We start from the raw sequence: 13,662 nt of genomic DNA on the forward strand, positions 1-13,662 counted from the left end.
CCAGATCACATTCAGCTGGGAACACTCTAGCGGAGACCTGGATCACACCGGAACCCGATGACACAACGTGTTGTCAGATACGGTGGCGCGATGAGAACACGTGTCGGACGCGGCTGGATGACCCTGTTCACTCTGGCCTGGCTGATCATCTGGATGGTGCAGCTCACTCCGCTGCAACTGCTCCTTCCCCTGCAGCTCGACGACCAGGTCTCCTCCGACGGGGACCGCTGGGTGCACGGCGTGGTCGTGTCCGGACTGATCCTGGGAGTCGGAGGACTCGTGGGCGTCGTCGCCGGCCCGCTCGCCGGCGCCCTGTCGGACCGCACCGACAGCCGCCGCTTCCCGACCTGGCTCGGCGGCCGGCGACGCGTCTGGTCCCTGGCCGGCGTCTGGCTCACCACGATCTGCCTGGTGCTCACCGGCTTCGCCCACCGGCCGGTATTCGTCGGCGCCGCCTGGATCGGCGTCTCCGTCGGTGTGGCGATCGCCTCGGCCGCCTTCACCGCGCTCATCGCCGACCAACTGCCCGCCGATCAGCGTGGTGCCGCGTCGGCGGCCGTCGGCTCCTCGCAGGCCGCCGGCATCGTGGTCGGCGTCGGCCTCATCGTCACACTCGGGCTGAGCGTCCTGGTCGGCTACCTGGTCCTCGCGATCCTGATCGCCGTCGTCGGCACCGGAGCCGCCTGCCTGCTTCCCGACCCGAAGCGGCCCGGCGAGACTCACAAGGCCGCGAGCGAACGCGACGCCCTCCGGTCCCTGCGGGACCGCGACTTCAGCTGGATGCTGACCGGCCGCCTCGTCGCGAACATCGGCAACGCGCTCGGCACGTCGCTGTTCCTGTTCTTCCTGCTGTACGGACTGCACCAGGAGAAGTCGACCGCCGAGGACAACCTGCTGGTCCTGGTCGTCGTCTACACCGTGTTCGTCGTCATCTCGTCGATCGTCTCCGGCATCTACTCCGACCGCACCGGTCACCGGCGCGCGCTGACCGTCGCCGCCGCGATGGTGCAGGCACTGTCGGGCGTCGCGATCTGCGCGCACCAGACCTTCACCATGACGATCGTCGGCGCGGCGCTGATGGGCGTCGGCTACGGCGCGTTCTCCACCGTCGGCCTCGCCTTCGCCACCGATCTGCTGCCGCACGAGGAGGACCACGGCCGCGATCTCGGCGTCGTCAACGTCGCCGCCGCCCTCGGCCAGCTGATCGGCCCGATCCTGGGCGCCGGCCTCGTCGCCGCCGTCGGCGGATTCTCGCTGCTGTTCGCCATGGCGGCCGTTCTGTCCGTCGTCGGCGGACTCCTGACCCTGCGCGCGCGGGAACACACCGCGCCCACGCTTACGGCGCCGTAGGTCGCCGACTACTATTTCAACCGGCGCGATGCAATGGTGCGGTCGCGGATGGAGGACATGAATTCGTGGCGCAGCTGAAGACCACCCAGGGCAATCCGAACGTGTCGATGCTCGGCATCGGCGCCTACCGCCCGGCGCGCGTCGTCACCAACGACGAACTGTGCAAGGTGATGGACTCGAGTGACGAATGGATCTACGAGCGCACCGGCATCCGCAGCCGTCGTTTCGTGACCGGCGACGAGGACATGCGCTACATCGCCACCAAGGCCGCCGACCGCGCCATCGAGAACTCGGGCATCGACCGGGAGAAGATCGACCTGCTGGTGTTCGGCAGCAGCAGCTGGCCGTCGAACACCCCGCACGGCGCCCCGATCATCGCCTCCGACATCGGCCTCAACGGCATCGCCGCCTACGACGTCTCGGCCGGCTGCGGCGGCTTCGGCTACGCGCTCAGTGCCGCCGTCGACTCGATCCGTGCGGGCAGCGCGACCTACGCCGTGGTGATCGGCGCCGAGACCATGTCCGTCGGCATGGATCCGGAGGACCGCAGTACCGGCATGATCTTCGGCGACGGCGCCGGCGCCGTCGTGATCGGCCCCACCGAGGAGAACGGCATCTCGCCGATCGTCGCCGGTTCGGACGGCGAGAACTCCTCGGCCATCGCCCAGAACATCGACACCGTCTCGTACATGGCGCGGGCCGTCGAATACCAGCACAAGGACCCGGAGACCGATCCGGTCGGCCGCATGGTCATCTACATGGAGGGTCCGCGCGTGTTCCGCTGGGCCGCCGTCACCCTCCCCCGCGCCCTGACCACTCTGCTCACCGAGTCCGGTGCCGGCCCGGACGACATCGACGTCTTCATCCCGCACCAGGCGAACGCCCGGATCAACGATCTGATGAAGAAGAACCTCGGCTTCCCCGACGATCTTCCGATGGCCAACGACATCGAGACCATGGGCAATACGTCCGCGGCCTCCATCCCGCTCGCCATGGAGGAGATGCTGGCGACCGGCAAGGCCAAGGGGGGCGACACCGCCCTCATGCTGGCGTTCGGCGCCGGCCTCTCCTACGCGGGTGCTGTGTTCACACTGCCGCCGGCACCGAAGGTCTCCAGCTTCGACGGCCTCGACGAGCAGCCGGTCGGACCGCTGGCCAAGCATCTCGCCGGCATCGACGACTGACAGTCGAAAAAGACGGGATTGTGGTCACCGAGTGACCATGATCCCGTCTTTTCGCATCTCGTCAGGCGAAGTGGGCGGCGAGGCGTCGATGCCGGTGGCGGAAGAACGCGGCGAGAGCCCGGCGCAGAATCGGGGCCGACAGCACGAGGCCGGCGCGCGGGGCGAAGGTGATGACATCAGTGACGCGACTGCGCCCGTCGGCGACGGGTTCGACGGTCCGGTCATGCGTCCACCGACGCATGCTGATCATCGTCGACTCCTCACGGAATCGACGGCCTGGTTCGAGCTCCGCGATCGTCAGGTGATCGAAGTCGTACGGGAGGATCCCGAACAGTCTCAGCCATGCACGGCCGATCGGCCGGCCGACCTCCAGGCTGTCGATGGTGACTTCACCGGCGCCGTGCGGCACGGACATCGTCATCCACGGCCGCATCTCGTCGTTGATTCCGTCAGGTGTCACCACTCGGCCCCAGACACGGGAGGCAGGGGCCGGGATCTCACTCGACTGCCGAAACGACCAGGTCCGATCCATACGGAGAACGGTAACGTCGGCCGATGAGCGGGACAAGGGGCGTCACAGCACGCCGGACACGGCCTCGTCCAGCGCACGGCGCGACTCGGGGTTCACGACGGTCGCCACGACCTTCCCGCCGTCGAACAGCAGCAGGGTCGGCAGTGCGGTGATGCCGTAGGTGGTCACCAGCCCGTCCTCGTGATCGGTGTTGACGGTGCGCACGTCCAGCGCCGGATGGTCGGCGGCGAACCGTTCGAGCACCGCCGCGAACCGGCTGCAGCGTCCGCACCACGGCGCCCAGAACTCGACGAGCACAGGCCGCTCGCTGCGCAGCACCTCCCCGATCGACGAGTTGGTGAGCGGCCGCGGGGACATGACCGCCACGCTACGCGGCCCGGATCGCTCGCCGAGCGGTGAACCGGCCCGCACGCGACAATGGGATGCGATGAACACCGCGCCCGCCCTGCACCCGTACGACTACTGGCAGGACCGGCGTTCCTACCCTGGGCCTGGGCATGGCCGCGAACGTCGCCCGCCGCCTCGGCCACACCCGCAAGGTTCCGCTCGGCACGTCCCGAAAGTTCTGGTACTCCGACGACCTGTCCGAACCGATGTCCTCGATCACCAGCCCGGACGTGGAGAAGCGGCTGTACGTCGATCCCCGCATGCTGCCCCTTCTCGAAGGACGGCGCGTGGTCCTCGTCGACGACGTCGCGAGTTCGGGACGCACCGTCGGCGCCGTGCTGCGACTCCTGGAGCGCGCCGGGGTGCGGCCGGTGGCGCTGGCGTTCGCCATGCTGCAGGGACAGCAGTGGCACGACGAGGTCGGCGATCTGCCCGTCGTCGCCGCCCTGCGGACACCGCTCCTCCGCCGCGACGGCGACACCTGGGTGCCCGAGGCCTGACCTCCGGCTGATCGGCGCGCCGTCAGCGTGGACGCCGACGCAGGTGCCGGACGGTGCGGACCGCCAGCACCACCCAGCAGACGACGGCGACGGCCGAGAGCGCGGCCGGCACCCAGTGCTCCAGCAGAGCCGAGGCGGCGGTGGCACACGCGAAGGCGGCGAGATTGGCGACCACGTCGTAGACGGGCGCGATGAATCGCCGGTTCACCACATGCGCGGCGGCGATGAACAGACCGCAGGCGAAGGTGATCGACAGCAGAACGGAGATCACGACTGTGACCGCACTGCACGGGAGTCGTCGGACGAGGTCATGATCCGAGGATGCCCGAGCGCACGTTTTGCCTGGCAACCGGCCCGGCCGATAGCGTGGACGGGTGAGTTCTGAAGCGTCGCCGGCCGTCATCGCACGCGAGGTGAAGCGTCGCCGCACCTTCGCGATCATCTCCCATCCGGATGCCGGTAAATCGACGATGACCGAGGCCCTCGCGTTGCATGCCCGCATGATCAGCGAGGCCGGCGCCGTCCACGGCAAGGGCGGCCGCCGCTCCACCGTCTCGGACTGGATGGAGATGGAGAAGGCGCGCGGCATCTCGGTGAGTTCCACGGCCCTGCAGTTCAACTACATGCCGACCGGTCTGGACGGGGAACTGCCGCCCGCCGACGAACCGTACGTCGTCAATCTGGTCGACACTCCCGGTCACTCCGACTTCTCGGAGGACACCTATCGCGTGCTGACGGCCGTGGACGCGGCGGTCATGCTGATCGACGCGGCGAAGGGTCTGGAGCCGCAGACGCTGAAGCTGTTCCAGGTGTGCCGCCACCGCGGGATCCCGGTCATCACCGTCATCAACAAGTGGGACCGGCCGGGCCAGACCCCGCTCGAGCTGATCGACGAGATCACCGAACGCATCGGCCTGATCCCCACCCCGCTGTACGTGCCGGTCGGCATCGCCGGCGACTACCGCGGTCTCCTGGACCGCCGCACCGGCAAGTACATCAAGTTCGAGCGCACCGCCGGTGGCGCGAAGGTGGCCCCCGAGGAGATCTACGACGCCGACCGGGCCGCACAGCTCGAGGGCGATGCGTGGACGGCTGCCGTCGAGGAGAGCGAACTGCTCGGCGAGATGGGCCAGGACCACGACCAGGAGATGTTCCTGGCCGGCCAGACGTCGCCGATGATCTTCACCTCCGCGATGCTCAACTTCGGTGTCCGGCAGCTTTTGGAGACGCTGGTCGAGTTCGCACCGTGCCCGGAGGGACGCGAGGGCGTCGACGGAACCATGCGTGAGGTGACCGATCCGTTCAGCGCGGTCGTCTTCAAGGTGCAGGCCGGTATGGATTCCAGCCACCGCGACCGCCTGGCCTACATGCGAATCGTGTCCGGCGAGTTCGAACGCGGCATGGTGGTGACGCACGCCCAGACCGGCAAGCCGTTCGCCACCAAGTACGCGCAGGCGGTGTTCGGCCGGGACCGTTCCACCGTCGACACCGCCTACCCGGGCGACGTGGTGGGTCTGGTGAACGCGATGGCGCTGGCGCCCGGCGACACCCTGTACATCGATCCCAAGGTGCAGTTCCCGCCGATCCCGTCGTTCGCCCCGGAACACTTCTCGGCACTACGGGTCACCACCGCCGACAAGTACAAGCAGTTCCGCAAGGCGATCGATCAGCTGGATGCGGAGGGCGTGGTCCAGGTGCTGCGCAACGATCTGCGCGGCGATGCCTCCCCGGTGCTCGCGGCGGTCGGACCGATGCAGTTCGAGGTGGTGACGGCCCGGATGAAGACCGAGTTCAACGTCGACACTCTCATCGAGCCGCTCGGCTACACCCTGGCGCGCCGCACCGACGAGGCCAGCGCCGACGAACTCGGCCGGCAGCGCGGCGTGGAGGTGTTCACCCGCAGCGACGGTGCCATCCTGGCCCTGTTCAGCGATAAGTGGCGCCTGCAGTTCATCGAGAAGGAGTTCGCCTCCCTCACCCTCGAGCCGCTCGTGGCGGCGGCCGACTGACATGCACGTCTCTCGGACGGTGGCCGTCGTGGCCGTCGCGGGCGCGATGATCGTCGCCGGCGCTGCCTGCGCGTCGCACGACGATGCGCGCCCGCACCTTCCGCCGACGGCGACCGGGAAGGCGGCGAAGGTGCCCGCGAAGCCCGGCAAGGCGACCGTGAAACCGGTCAAGGACTGTGCCCGGCAGCCCGCGCCGGGCCGGGTGAACCGGTCCGGCTACGGCATGGACTACACGGTGGGCGCGGTGTACGTCGAGGTCGCACCCTTCGGCGGGGGCGACGCCACCTGCACGATGATGGGCAAGTCGGGGCCGGCCGATCCGCAGGTGCCCGGTGACACCCTGCTGCTGAGCTTCGCCGCGACCGGCGGCCGGGGCGCGCAGATCGAGTTCTCGTCGATCGCCTTCACCGGCGGGATACCCCCGGTGAACGGCACGGTCGTCACGCCCGGCCCGCTCACGCAGGCACTGGACGCGACGGTGGGAGTCTCACTGGACGGGAAGTACCTGTCGTCGTCTCAGTGCACGGTGTCGTTCGCCGAGGTGACCCGCCGGCGGACGGCCGGACGCTTCGAGTGCCCGTCCGCTCAGCCGTGGACCGCGAACCCCTTCGATCCGACCGACGACGTCGACTACGACGCTGCGGCGCAACCCTCCGGCCCGGCCGAGGCGTCACTGTCCGGCTGGTTCGAGCTGAAACACTGAGTTTCTCTTTCGGGTGGGGCTTACGACAACGCGATCCGGGAGACTAACGCCCCGTCGACGCCGTCGAGGGTGGGCGGGATGAACGACGGATTGCGGTCCTTGTCGACGAGCACCGCACGCACACCTTCGGCGAAGTCCGGGTACCGGGTGATCTGTTCGGCGGCATGCAGCTCGCGTTCCAGACACTGTTCGAGCGTCGACTGACCGCCGGCCTCCAGAAGGGCCGCAGTCACCGCGAGACTGGTGGGCGACGCCGCGTCGAGCAGCGCCAGAGTGTCTTCCGCCCAGGCGTCGCCGACGTCGCCGCGCAGGCCGCCGACGATGCTGGCGGCGGTGCAGCCGGGCTGGAAGTAGCCGGCGATCTTGGCCAGCGGCAGGTCGCTGGTGACCGGCTCGCGATGGTCGGCGAGCGCCTCGCCGAGCGGGGCGCCGGAGCGGATGGCACCGGCCACCGTCGCCAGCTGATCGGACGGCACGAAGTGTGTGGCCAGGCCGACGGCGACGGCGTCCGCGCCGCGCAGGCGTGCCCCGGTCAGTCCGAGCCACAGCCCGACGCCTTCGGGCAGCCGCGGAAGGAAGTAGGTGGCGCCCACGTCGGGGAAGAATCCGATCGCGGTCTCCGGCATGGCGATGAGCGCGTTCTCGGTGACCACCCGCAGTTCGCCGTGCACGCTGATGCCCAGGCCGCCACCCATCGCCGCCCCGTCGATCAACGCGATGTAGGGCTTCGGGTACTCGGCGATCAACTGATTGAGCCGGTACTCGCTGGAGAAGTATCGGGTCACCGCGGCGGTCTCGCCGGCCAGCACGTGGTCGCGGATGGCGCGGATGTCGCCGCCCGCGCAGAAGGCGCGCGGGTTCGCCGAGGTGACCAGCACGGTCTCGACGGCGTCGTCGTCGCCCCACTGCTGCAGGAGTTCGTACAGGTCGTCGATCATCGACTGGTCGAGGGCGTTGAGTGCCTTCGGCCGATCGAGGACGATCTCGCCGACGCCGTTGGTCACGGAGCTGTTGATGAACGACATGGCCTCACGCTAGCGCGTCGGCCGGCCGTCGCGGTCCGGGCCCGCCGCGAAACCGGTGCCCCACACGGAATCGGGGTGACGCGCACCGTGCGCGTCACCCCGATCTGCGTGAGGACCCTCAGGTCACTCGGCCTTGGCGGTGTTCTCCGCGATCTGGCGCGAGTTGTCGGCGATCTTGAAGATCGAGATGAACAGCTCGTACAGGATGCGGACGAAGACCACGTGCAGCAGCCACAGGAAGGGCACCACGACGAGGCCGAGCACCAGGCCGATCAGGATGTCGATGCCGCCGCCGTAGAAGCCGTTGATGATCAGTCCGATGGCGGCGAGGACCGCGCCGACGGTGATCAGGATCAGGCTCAGCGCGTACAGCAGCGGCAGCACCTTGAGACCGATCAGCTTGACGAACTTCAAGTCGAACAGGCCGGCGAGGAGACCCTCACCCTTCTGCTCCACCTGCTGGAACTGCGGGTGCTCGGTGAAGAAGCCGGGGTGCTGGCCGGCGACCGGCTGACCGGCGGCCTGCTGGGCGTCGATCGGTGCTCCCGCGACCGGCTGGCCGTACTGCGGCTGCGCGTACTGCGGCTGCTCGTACTGGGGCTGCTCGGGGATGGGCTGGCCGGCGGCCGGGTACTGCGGCTGGCCGTACTGGCCCGGCTGGCCGTACTGCGGCTGCTCCGGCTGCGGGGGAGTCGGATCGGTCATGGGTGCCTCCTCGGGCATCGGTTTGTCGAACGGAGACAAACTAGCACCGTGCCGTCGCGGCGCCTCCGGTAAAACGCAGCGGTTCACCGAAAGCGAAGCTCACTCCCAGGTTCGCCTGCCGGGTCAGCGGGCGTCGGTGAGTGTCTCCAGCAGTGCGGTCAGAGCACCGCGGGCATCGGAATCGAGGTGGTCGACGAGCGGGGCGAGTGCCTCGCGGATCTCGGTCACCCCGGTGTCGGCGAGGTTCCGGCCGGCGGGGGTGAGCCGGACGCGGACCGCACGCCGGTCCGCCGTGTCGGTGACCTTCTGCAGCAGACCGCGGGCCGCGGCCCGGTCCACGAGGCCGGTGATGCTCGATCGGTCGAGGCCGAGATGGTCGGCGAGTTCGGACATCGTCGGGGTGCGGTCACGCAGGATGCCGATCACCCGCAGCAGCGTCATCGAGAGGTCGTGACGTGCGGCGACGTCGGCGACGGAGTCGAGTACCTCGTACGAGGCGCGGACGAGGGCGTCCTGGAGTCGGTCGGTCACGGATCTCATCCTACTTGCAGTACTTTGTGACACCAAGTACCTTAGTTGGTGTCACCAACTATTGAGGAGTCCGCTCATGAAGGCCGCCGTCGTCACCGCATTCGGATCCGCCCCGCGCTACACCGACGCCCCCGACCCCGCCGCCCACGGCGACTACGAGGTGGTGGTCGACGTCCTCGCCGCCGCCCTGTCCCCGCGGGTCCGCTCGCAGGCGGCCGGATCGCACTACACGAGCACCGGCGACCTGCCGCTGATTCCCGGCATCGACGGCGTCGGACGGCTCCCGGACGGCGGGCTCGTCTACTTCCTGCTGCCCGACACCACCGACGGCGCCATGGCCGAACGGACCGTCATCGACCGGCGGCGATCGGTCCCGCTGCCCGACGATGCCGACCCGGCCGTCGTCGCCGCCGCGATGAATCCGGCGATGGCATCGTGGGTCGCCCTCACGCAGCGCACCGACTTCCAGGCCGGACAGAACGTGCTGATCCTCGGCGCCACCGGCAGCGCCGGCCGGGCCGCGGTCCAGGTGGCGAACCGGCTCGGCGCCGGCGACATCGTGGCGGTCGGCCGCGGCACCGACCGCATGGCCGACCTCACCGGGCACGGCGCCACCCGCCTGATCGAACTCGACGCCGACCCCGACACCGTCGCAGCACACCTGGCCGAGGCCGGTGCCGAGGTCGACGTGGTCCTCGACTTCCTGTGGGGCGAGCCCACCGCCCGGGCCCTGTACGCCGTCGTCCCGCACCGCACGCGCGACGAACAGCTACTCACCTGGATCCAGATCGGCTCGGTGGCCGGCCCGGAGTCGCCGATCCCGTCGGCCGCCCTGCGCGCGGTGAATCTGCGGATCATCGGCTCCGGACAGGGATCGGTGGAGCCGCGCGCCTATCGGGCCGAGATCGGTGCGCTCGCCGACGAGATCGATCGCGGAACCTTCGACGTCGCCGTCCGGCGCGTCCCCCTCCGGGACGTCGAGGCGGCCTGGTCGGACGACGGCACCACCGAACGGATCGTCTTCATTCCGTGACGCCCTATTCCGTGACGGTGGATCACTCCAGCGCCTCGGCCGCCTCCATCCACTCCAGTTCAGCAGCCTCCTTGTCGTCCAGCACCTGCTGAAGTTCGGTGTTGAGGCCGGCCAGCCGGTCCGGGTCGACGGCCGCCTCGACCATGGCCGCGTGCAGCTCGCTCTCCCGCTCGGTCAGCTTGGCCAGACGACGCTCGGCGCGGGCCAGTGCCTTGGTCGCCGCCTGATGTTCGGCGTTGGAGAGACCGCCCGAGGACGGTCCTGTCGACGAGCCCACCGAGCGTTCGGAGCTCGATGAGCGTTCCGAACTCGAGGAACGTGCGGAGCGCGGCGCGGGTGCCGAGTTCGACGGCTCGGATTGGCGTCGCTCCAGATACTGCTCGATGCCGCGCGGCAGATTGGTGAGCTTCTCGTCGCCGAACAGCGCCCACGTGCTGTCGCAGATCCGCTCGATCAGGTAGCGGTCGTGGCTGATCACCACCAGGGTGCCCGGCCACGAATCGAGGATGTCCTCGAGCTGCTGCAAGGTGTCGATGTCGAGATCGTTGGTCGGCTCGTCGAGCAGCAGAACGTTCGGCTCGGCCATCAGAACCCGGGTGAACTGCAGCCGGCGCCGCTCACCACCGGACAGATCACCGACCCGGGTGCGCTGCCGGGCCGGCGAGAAGCCGAGACGTTCGGCCAGCTGGCTCGCGGACAGTTCCTTGTCACCGAGAGTGACCGTGCCGGCCACCTCTTCGACCGCATCGAGAACCCGCTGGTCCTCATCGAGATCGTCGAGCTCCTGGCGCAGCCAGCCGAGTTCGACGGTCTTGCCGACGATGCGGCGGCCCGGCTCCACCGGGACCTCGCCGGCCAACGCGCGCAGCAGCGTGGTCTTGCCGGAGCCGTTGACCCCCACCAGACCGATCCGCTCCCCCGGCGCCAGGCGCCACGTGGTGTCGGTCAGCAGCACCTGCCCGGTCGGCGCCTCGATCTGCGCATCCTCGAGTTCGATCGCGACGCGTCCCAGCCGCCGCTTGGCGAAGGCCGAGAGTTCGACGGAGTCACGGGGCGGCGGCACGTCGGCGATCAGCTTCTCGGCCGCCTCCACGCGATACTTCGGCTTGGAGGTGCGGGCCGGCGGACCGCGCCGCAGCCACGCCAGTTCCTTGCGCGCCAGATTGCGGCGTCGTTCCTCGGCGGCGTCGGCCAGCCGGGCCCGTTCGGCCCGCGCGAACACCCAGTCGTTGTAGCCGCCCTCGTACTCGTCGACGCGGCCCGAATGAACCTCCCAGGTGCGCTGTGCGACGGTGTCCAGGAACCAGCGGTCGTGAGTCACCACCACCAATGCGCCGGGCCCTCCGGCGACCCGCCGGTTCACCAGGTGCTCGGCCAGCCAGTGCACGCCCTCGATGTCCAGATGGTTGGTCGGCTCGTCCAGGATCAGCAGATCGGCGTCGGTCACCAGCGCCGCCGCCAGCGCGACCCGGCGTCGCTGCCCACCGGACAGGGCACTCACGTCGCGGTCGAGCAGATCCTCCACGCCGATTCCGGCGAGGATCCCGCGGATCCGCGGATCACCCGCCCACTCGTGCTCGGCGATGTCGGTGCCCAGCACCACCTCACCGACCGTCGACCCTTCCGGCAGTTCGCCGCGCTGGGTGACGGTCACCATGGTCATGCCGCCCGCCCGGGACACCCGGCCGTCGTCCGGTGCGGCGATGCCGGCGAGGATCTCCAGCAGGGTGGTCTTGCCGCCGCCGTTCAGGCCGACGACACCGATGCGCTCGCCGGCATGCACACCGACGCTCACATCCTCCAGCAGCGGCTTGATGCCGAAGCTCTTGCTGATCTTCTCGGCCACCACCAGCGGCACCACGGTGCGCGTCATCGGGTGGATCCGTGGTTCGGCTGGACGAGGCGCGCTCCGGGGACCGGACCGTGGGCGGTGCGCACCGCCTTGGCGACCCCCGAACCGGAGAGTTCGGTCGCCACGTTGATCGCGGCGTCCTCGTCCTCGCACAGGAACACGCAGCTGGGTCCGGAACCGGACACGATGCCGGCCAGCGCCCCCGACTCGGTGCCCGCACGCAGAGTCCGGCGCAGCAACGGCTGCAGCGAGAGCGCCGCGGCCTGCAGATCGTTGTGGAGCAGCGGAGCGACCGCATGGACGTCGCCGCTCGCGAGAGCCTGCATCAACGCGTCGGGGCGGCCCGGCGCGGAGGCCTCCTCCCCGCGTTCGGCGCGCAGCCGATCGAGCTCGCGGTACACCTCGGGAGTGGACAGTCCGGTGCGGGCGGCACCGATGACCCACCAGAAGTCGCCGCGCTGCAGCACCGGCAGCAGCTTCTCGCCGCGGCCGGTGCCCAGCGCGGTGCCGCCGACCAGAGCGAACGGTACGTCGCTGCCGAGCCCGGCCGCCAGGTCCAGCAGTGTCTCGCGGTCCAGGTCGAGGCGCCACAGCCGGGCCGCCGCCAACAGGGCACCGGCCGCATCGGCCGAGCCTCCGGCCATGCCGCCGGCCACCGGGATGGCCTTGTCGATCTCGATGGCCACCGACGGATCGTCGATCCCGGCGTGCCGCGCCAGGGCGAGGACCGCCTGCGCCGCCAGGTTGCTGGCGTCGGCGGGCACCTCGCGGTAGTTGTCACCGCGGACGGTCACCGACAGCTCGTCGGCCGCACGCACGGTCACCTCGTCGTACAGCGACAGCGCACAGAACAGCGTGGACAGTTCGTGGTAGCCGTCGTCGCGCAGCGGCCCGACCCCCAGATGGAGGTTCACCTTGGCCGGCACGCGGGCGGTCGCCCCGCCCAGCGACGGCTGCGCCGGCCCGCTCATCGCGGCACCTGCCCGAGACGCACGAAGTCGTCGACGTCCAGACGCTCCCCGCGGATCCCCGGATCGATGCCGGCCGCCCGGAGCGCATCCTCGGCCTGCGCCGCACTGCCGGCCCACGATGCGAGCGCGGCACGCATCGTCTTGCGGCGCTGGGCGAACGCGGCGTCGATCGCCGAGAAGGTGGCGGCGCGGTGGATCGCGTCGGTGCCGAAGCGGTCGCGGCGTTCGATCCGCACCAAACCGGATTCGATCTTGGGTTCGGGCCAGAACACGTTCTTGCCGACCGCACCCGCGCGACTGACGTCGCCGAAGTAGCGCGCCTTGACGCTGGGCACACCGTAGGTGCGGCTGCCGGGTCCGGTGGCCAGCCGGTCGGCCACCTCCGCCTGCACCATCACCAGCGCGGTGCGCAACGTCGGGAACTGCGACATCAAGTGCAGCAGCACCGGCACCGAGACGTTGTACGGGAGATTGGCGACCAGCGCCGTCGGCGTCACCGGCAGATCATCGGGCATCACGGTCAGCGCGTCGGCCAGCACGACGTCGAAGTCGGCGGCCCGGGCGGGCGCGTACTCGGCGATGGTCTGCGGCAGACGCGCGGCCAGCTTCGGATCGATCTCCACGGCCACCACCCGGCCGGCCGTCTCCAGCAGCGCGAGCGTCAGGGAACCCAGACCGGGCCCGACCTCCAGCACCACGTCGTCGGGGCCGACACCGGAGGTGGCGACGATGCGCCGCACCGTGTTCGCGTCGTGCACGAAGTTCTGGCCCAGCGTCTTGGTGGGACGCACGTCGAGTTCGGCGGCCAGGCCGCGGATCTCTGCGGGCCCGAGCAGGCGCACGCCGGATGATTCGGTCACCCGAGCATTGTCGCTCAGAG

General features: G+C 69.7%; 15 protein-coding genes. 6 read left to right on the plus strand and 9 right to left on the minus strand.

Translation table 11 applies throughout. The features are described 5' to 3' along the window. The first annotated feature begins 90 nt into the window (after positions 1 to 90). Positions 91 to 1,350, plus strand: a complete 1,260-nt coding sequence (locus QM774_RS08030) for an MFS transporter (RefSeq protein WP_414975382.1) — start codon at positions 91 to 93, stop codon at positions 1,348 to 1,350. Between the two features lie 107 nt (positions 1,351 to 1,457). Continuing rightward, entirely contained in the window at positions 1,458 to 2,534 is a 1,077-nt protein-coding gene (locus QM774_RS08035; RefSeq protein ID WP_414976618.1) for a beta-ketoacyl-ACP synthase III, read from the plus strand. Between the two features lie 61 nt (positions 2,535 to 2,595). Here QM774_RS08035 and QM774_RS08040 read toward each other — a convergent pair whose 3' ends face one another. Both QM774_RS08040 and QM774_RS08045 read right to left on the minus strand, forming a co-directional pair. Beyond that, complete coding sequence (locus QM774_RS08040) at positions 2,596 to 3,066, minus strand: SRPBCC family protein (protein ID WP_414975383.1); 471 nt, start codon at positions 3,064 to 3,066, stop codon at positions 2,596 to 2,598. Positions 3,067 to 3,108: 42 nt separating this feature from the next. Beyond that, positions 3,109 to 3,423: a thioredoxin family protein gene (locus tag QM774_RS08045; RefSeq protein ID WP_414975384.1), complete on the minus strand. Its 315-nt coding sequence runs from the start codon at positions 3,421 to 3,423 to the stop codon at positions 3,109 to 3,111. Positions 3,424 to 3,551: 128 nt separating this feature from the next. Here QM774_RS08045 and QM774_RS08050 point away from each other — a divergent pair, with 128 nt between their 5' ends. After that, the gene (locus QM774_RS08050; protein ID WP_414976619.1) at positions 3,552 to 3,953 is read left to right on the plus strand and encodes a phosphoribosyltransferase; all 402 of its coding nucleotides are present in this window, start codon (positions 3,552 to 3,554) and stop codon (positions 3,951 to 3,953) included. Positions 3,954 to 3,975: 22 nt separating this feature from the next. Here the strand turns inward: QM774_RS08050 and QM774_RS08055 are convergent, their stop codons facing one another. Continuing rightward, a complete protein-coding gene (locus QM774_RS08055) occupies positions 3,976 to 4,224 on the minus strand; it encodes a hypothetical protein (RefSeq protein WP_414975385.1) in 249 nt (82 codons plus the stop codon). Positions 4,225 to 4,327: 103 nt separating this feature from the next. Between QM774_RS08055 and QM774_RS08060 the strand changes: the two genes are divergently transcribed. Both QM774_RS08060 and QM774_RS08065 read left to right on the plus strand, forming a co-directional pair. Next, entirely contained in the window at positions 4,328 to 5,962 is a 1,635-nt protein-coding gene (locus QM774_RS08060) for a peptide chain release factor 3 (protein WP_414975386.1), read from the plus strand. A 28-nt stretch (positions 5,963 to 5,990) separates the two neighbouring features. Continuing rightward, complete coding sequence (locus QM774_RS08065) at positions 5,991 to 6,665, plus strand: hypothetical protein (protein WP_414975387.1); 675 nt, start codon at positions 5,991 to 5,993, stop codon at positions 6,663 to 6,665. Between the two features lie 20 nt (positions 6,666 to 6,685). On the opposite strand, the gene QM774_RS08070 is transcribed toward QM774_RS08065, so the two are convergent. The 3 genes from QM774_RS08070 to QM774_RS08080 form a co-directional block, all read right to left on the minus strand. Beyond that, positions 6,686 to 7,690 (minus strand): enoyl-CoA hydratase/isomerase family protein, encoded by a 1,005-nt coding sequence (locus QM774_RS08070; RefSeq protein ID WP_414975388.1) that lies wholly within the window; start codon positions 7,688 to 7,690, stop codon positions 6,686 to 6,688. Between the two features lie 123 nt (positions 7,691 to 7,813). Then, on the minus strand, positions 7,814 to 8,395 hold the full coding sequence (locus QM774_RS08075; protein ID WP_414975389.1) for a DUF4282 domain-containing protein: 582 nt from the start codon (positions 8,393 to 8,395) through the stop codon (positions 7,814 to 7,816). Positions 8,396 to 8,518: 123 nt separating this feature from the next. Then, positions 8,519 to 8,926 carry a MarR family winged helix-turn-helix transcriptional regulator gene (locus QM774_RS08080; protein ID WP_414975390.1) on the minus strand — a complete coding sequence of 136 codons (408 nt, stop codon included), beginning with the start codon at positions 8,924 to 8,926 and terminating at the stop codon, positions 8,519 to 8,521. Positions 8,927 to 9,002: 76 nt separating this feature from the next. Here QM774_RS08080 and QM774_RS08085 point away from each other — a divergent pair, with 76 nt between their 5' ends. After that, positions 9,003 to 9,959 carry a zinc-binding alcohol dehydrogenase family protein gene (locus QM774_RS08085; protein ID WP_414975391.1) on the plus strand — a complete coding sequence of 319 codons (957 nt, stop codon included), beginning with the start codon at positions 9,003 to 9,005 and terminating at the stop codon, positions 9,957 to 9,959. 22 nt (positions 9,960 to 9,981) lie between these two features. On the opposite strand, the gene QM774_RS08090 is transcribed toward QM774_RS08085, so the two are convergent. From QM774_RS08090 to rsmA, 3 genes are read right to left on the minus strand one after another with little or no spacing between them, the layout of a single operon-like run. Next, positions 9,982 to 11,832: an ABC-F family ATP-binding cassette domain-containing protein gene (locus QM774_RS08090; RefSeq protein ID WP_414975392.1), complete on the minus strand. Its 1,851-nt coding sequence runs from the start codon at positions 11,830 to 11,832 to the stop codon at positions 9,982 to 9,984. Further along, complete coding sequence (locus QM774_RS08095; RefSeq protein ID WP_414975393.1) at positions 11,829 to 12,782, minus strand: 4-(cytidine 5'-diphospho)-2-C-methyl-D-erythritol kinase; 954 nt, start codon at positions 12,780 to 12,782, stop codon at positions 11,829 to 11,831. Before QM774_RS08095 ends, QM774_RS08090 begins: the two co-directional genes overlap by 4 nt. Next, on the minus strand, positions 12,779 to 13,642 hold the full coding sequence (gene rsmA, locus QM774_RS08100) for a 16S rRNA (adenine(1518)-N(6)/adenine(1519)-N(6))-dimethyltransferase RsmA (protein WP_414975394.1): 864 nt from the start codon (positions 13,640 to 13,642) through the stop codon (positions 12,779 to 12,781). Before rsmA ends, QM774_RS08095 begins: the two co-directional genes overlap by 4 nt. Positions 13,643 to 13,662: the final 20 nt, after the last annotated feature.

Origin of the sequence: Gordonia sp. (in: high G+C Gram-positive bacteria) (assembly GCF_047600565.1) — a bacterium.
Taxonomy (GTDB): Bacteria; Actinomycetota; Actinomycetes; order Mycobacteriales; family Mycobacteriaceae; genus Gordonia.

Coding starts and splice junctions, on each gene's coding strand:
- QM774_RS08095 (WP_414975393.1), bottom strand. CDS start 12,782: ATGAGCGGGCCGGCGCAGCCGTCGCTGGGCGGGGCGACCGCCCGCGTG.
- QM774_RS08075 (WP_414975389.1), bottom strand. CDS start 8,395: ATGACCGATCCGACTCCCCCGCAGCCGGAGCAGCCGCAGTACGGCCAG.
- QM774_RS08045 (WP_414975384.1), bottom strand. CDS start 3,423: ATGTCCCCGCGGCCGCTCACCAACTCGTCGATCGGGGAGGTGCTGCGC.
- QM774_RS08085 (WP_414975391.1), top strand. CDS start 9,003: ATGAAGGCCGCCGTCGTCACCGCATTCGGATCCGCCCCGCGCTACACC.
- QM774_RS08090 (WP_414975392.1), bottom strand. CDS start 11,832: ATGACGCGCACCGTGGTGCCGCTGGTGGTGGCCGAGAAGATCAGCAAG.
- QM774_RS08040 (WP_414975383.1), bottom strand. CDS start 3,066: ATGGATCGGACCTGGTCGTTTCGGCAGTCGAGTGAGATCCCGGCCCCT.
- QM774_RS08035 (WP_414976618.1), top strand. CDS start 1,458: ATGCTCGGCATCGGCGCCTACCGCCCGGCGCGCGTCGTCACCAACGAC.
- QM774_RS08070 (WP_414975388.1), bottom strand. CDS start 7,690: ATGTCGTTCATCAACAGCTCCGTGACCAACGGCGTCGGCGAGATCGTC.
- QM774_RS08030 (WP_414975382.1), top strand. CDS start 91: ATGAGAACACGTGTCGGACGCGGCTGGATGACCCTGTTCACTCTGGCC.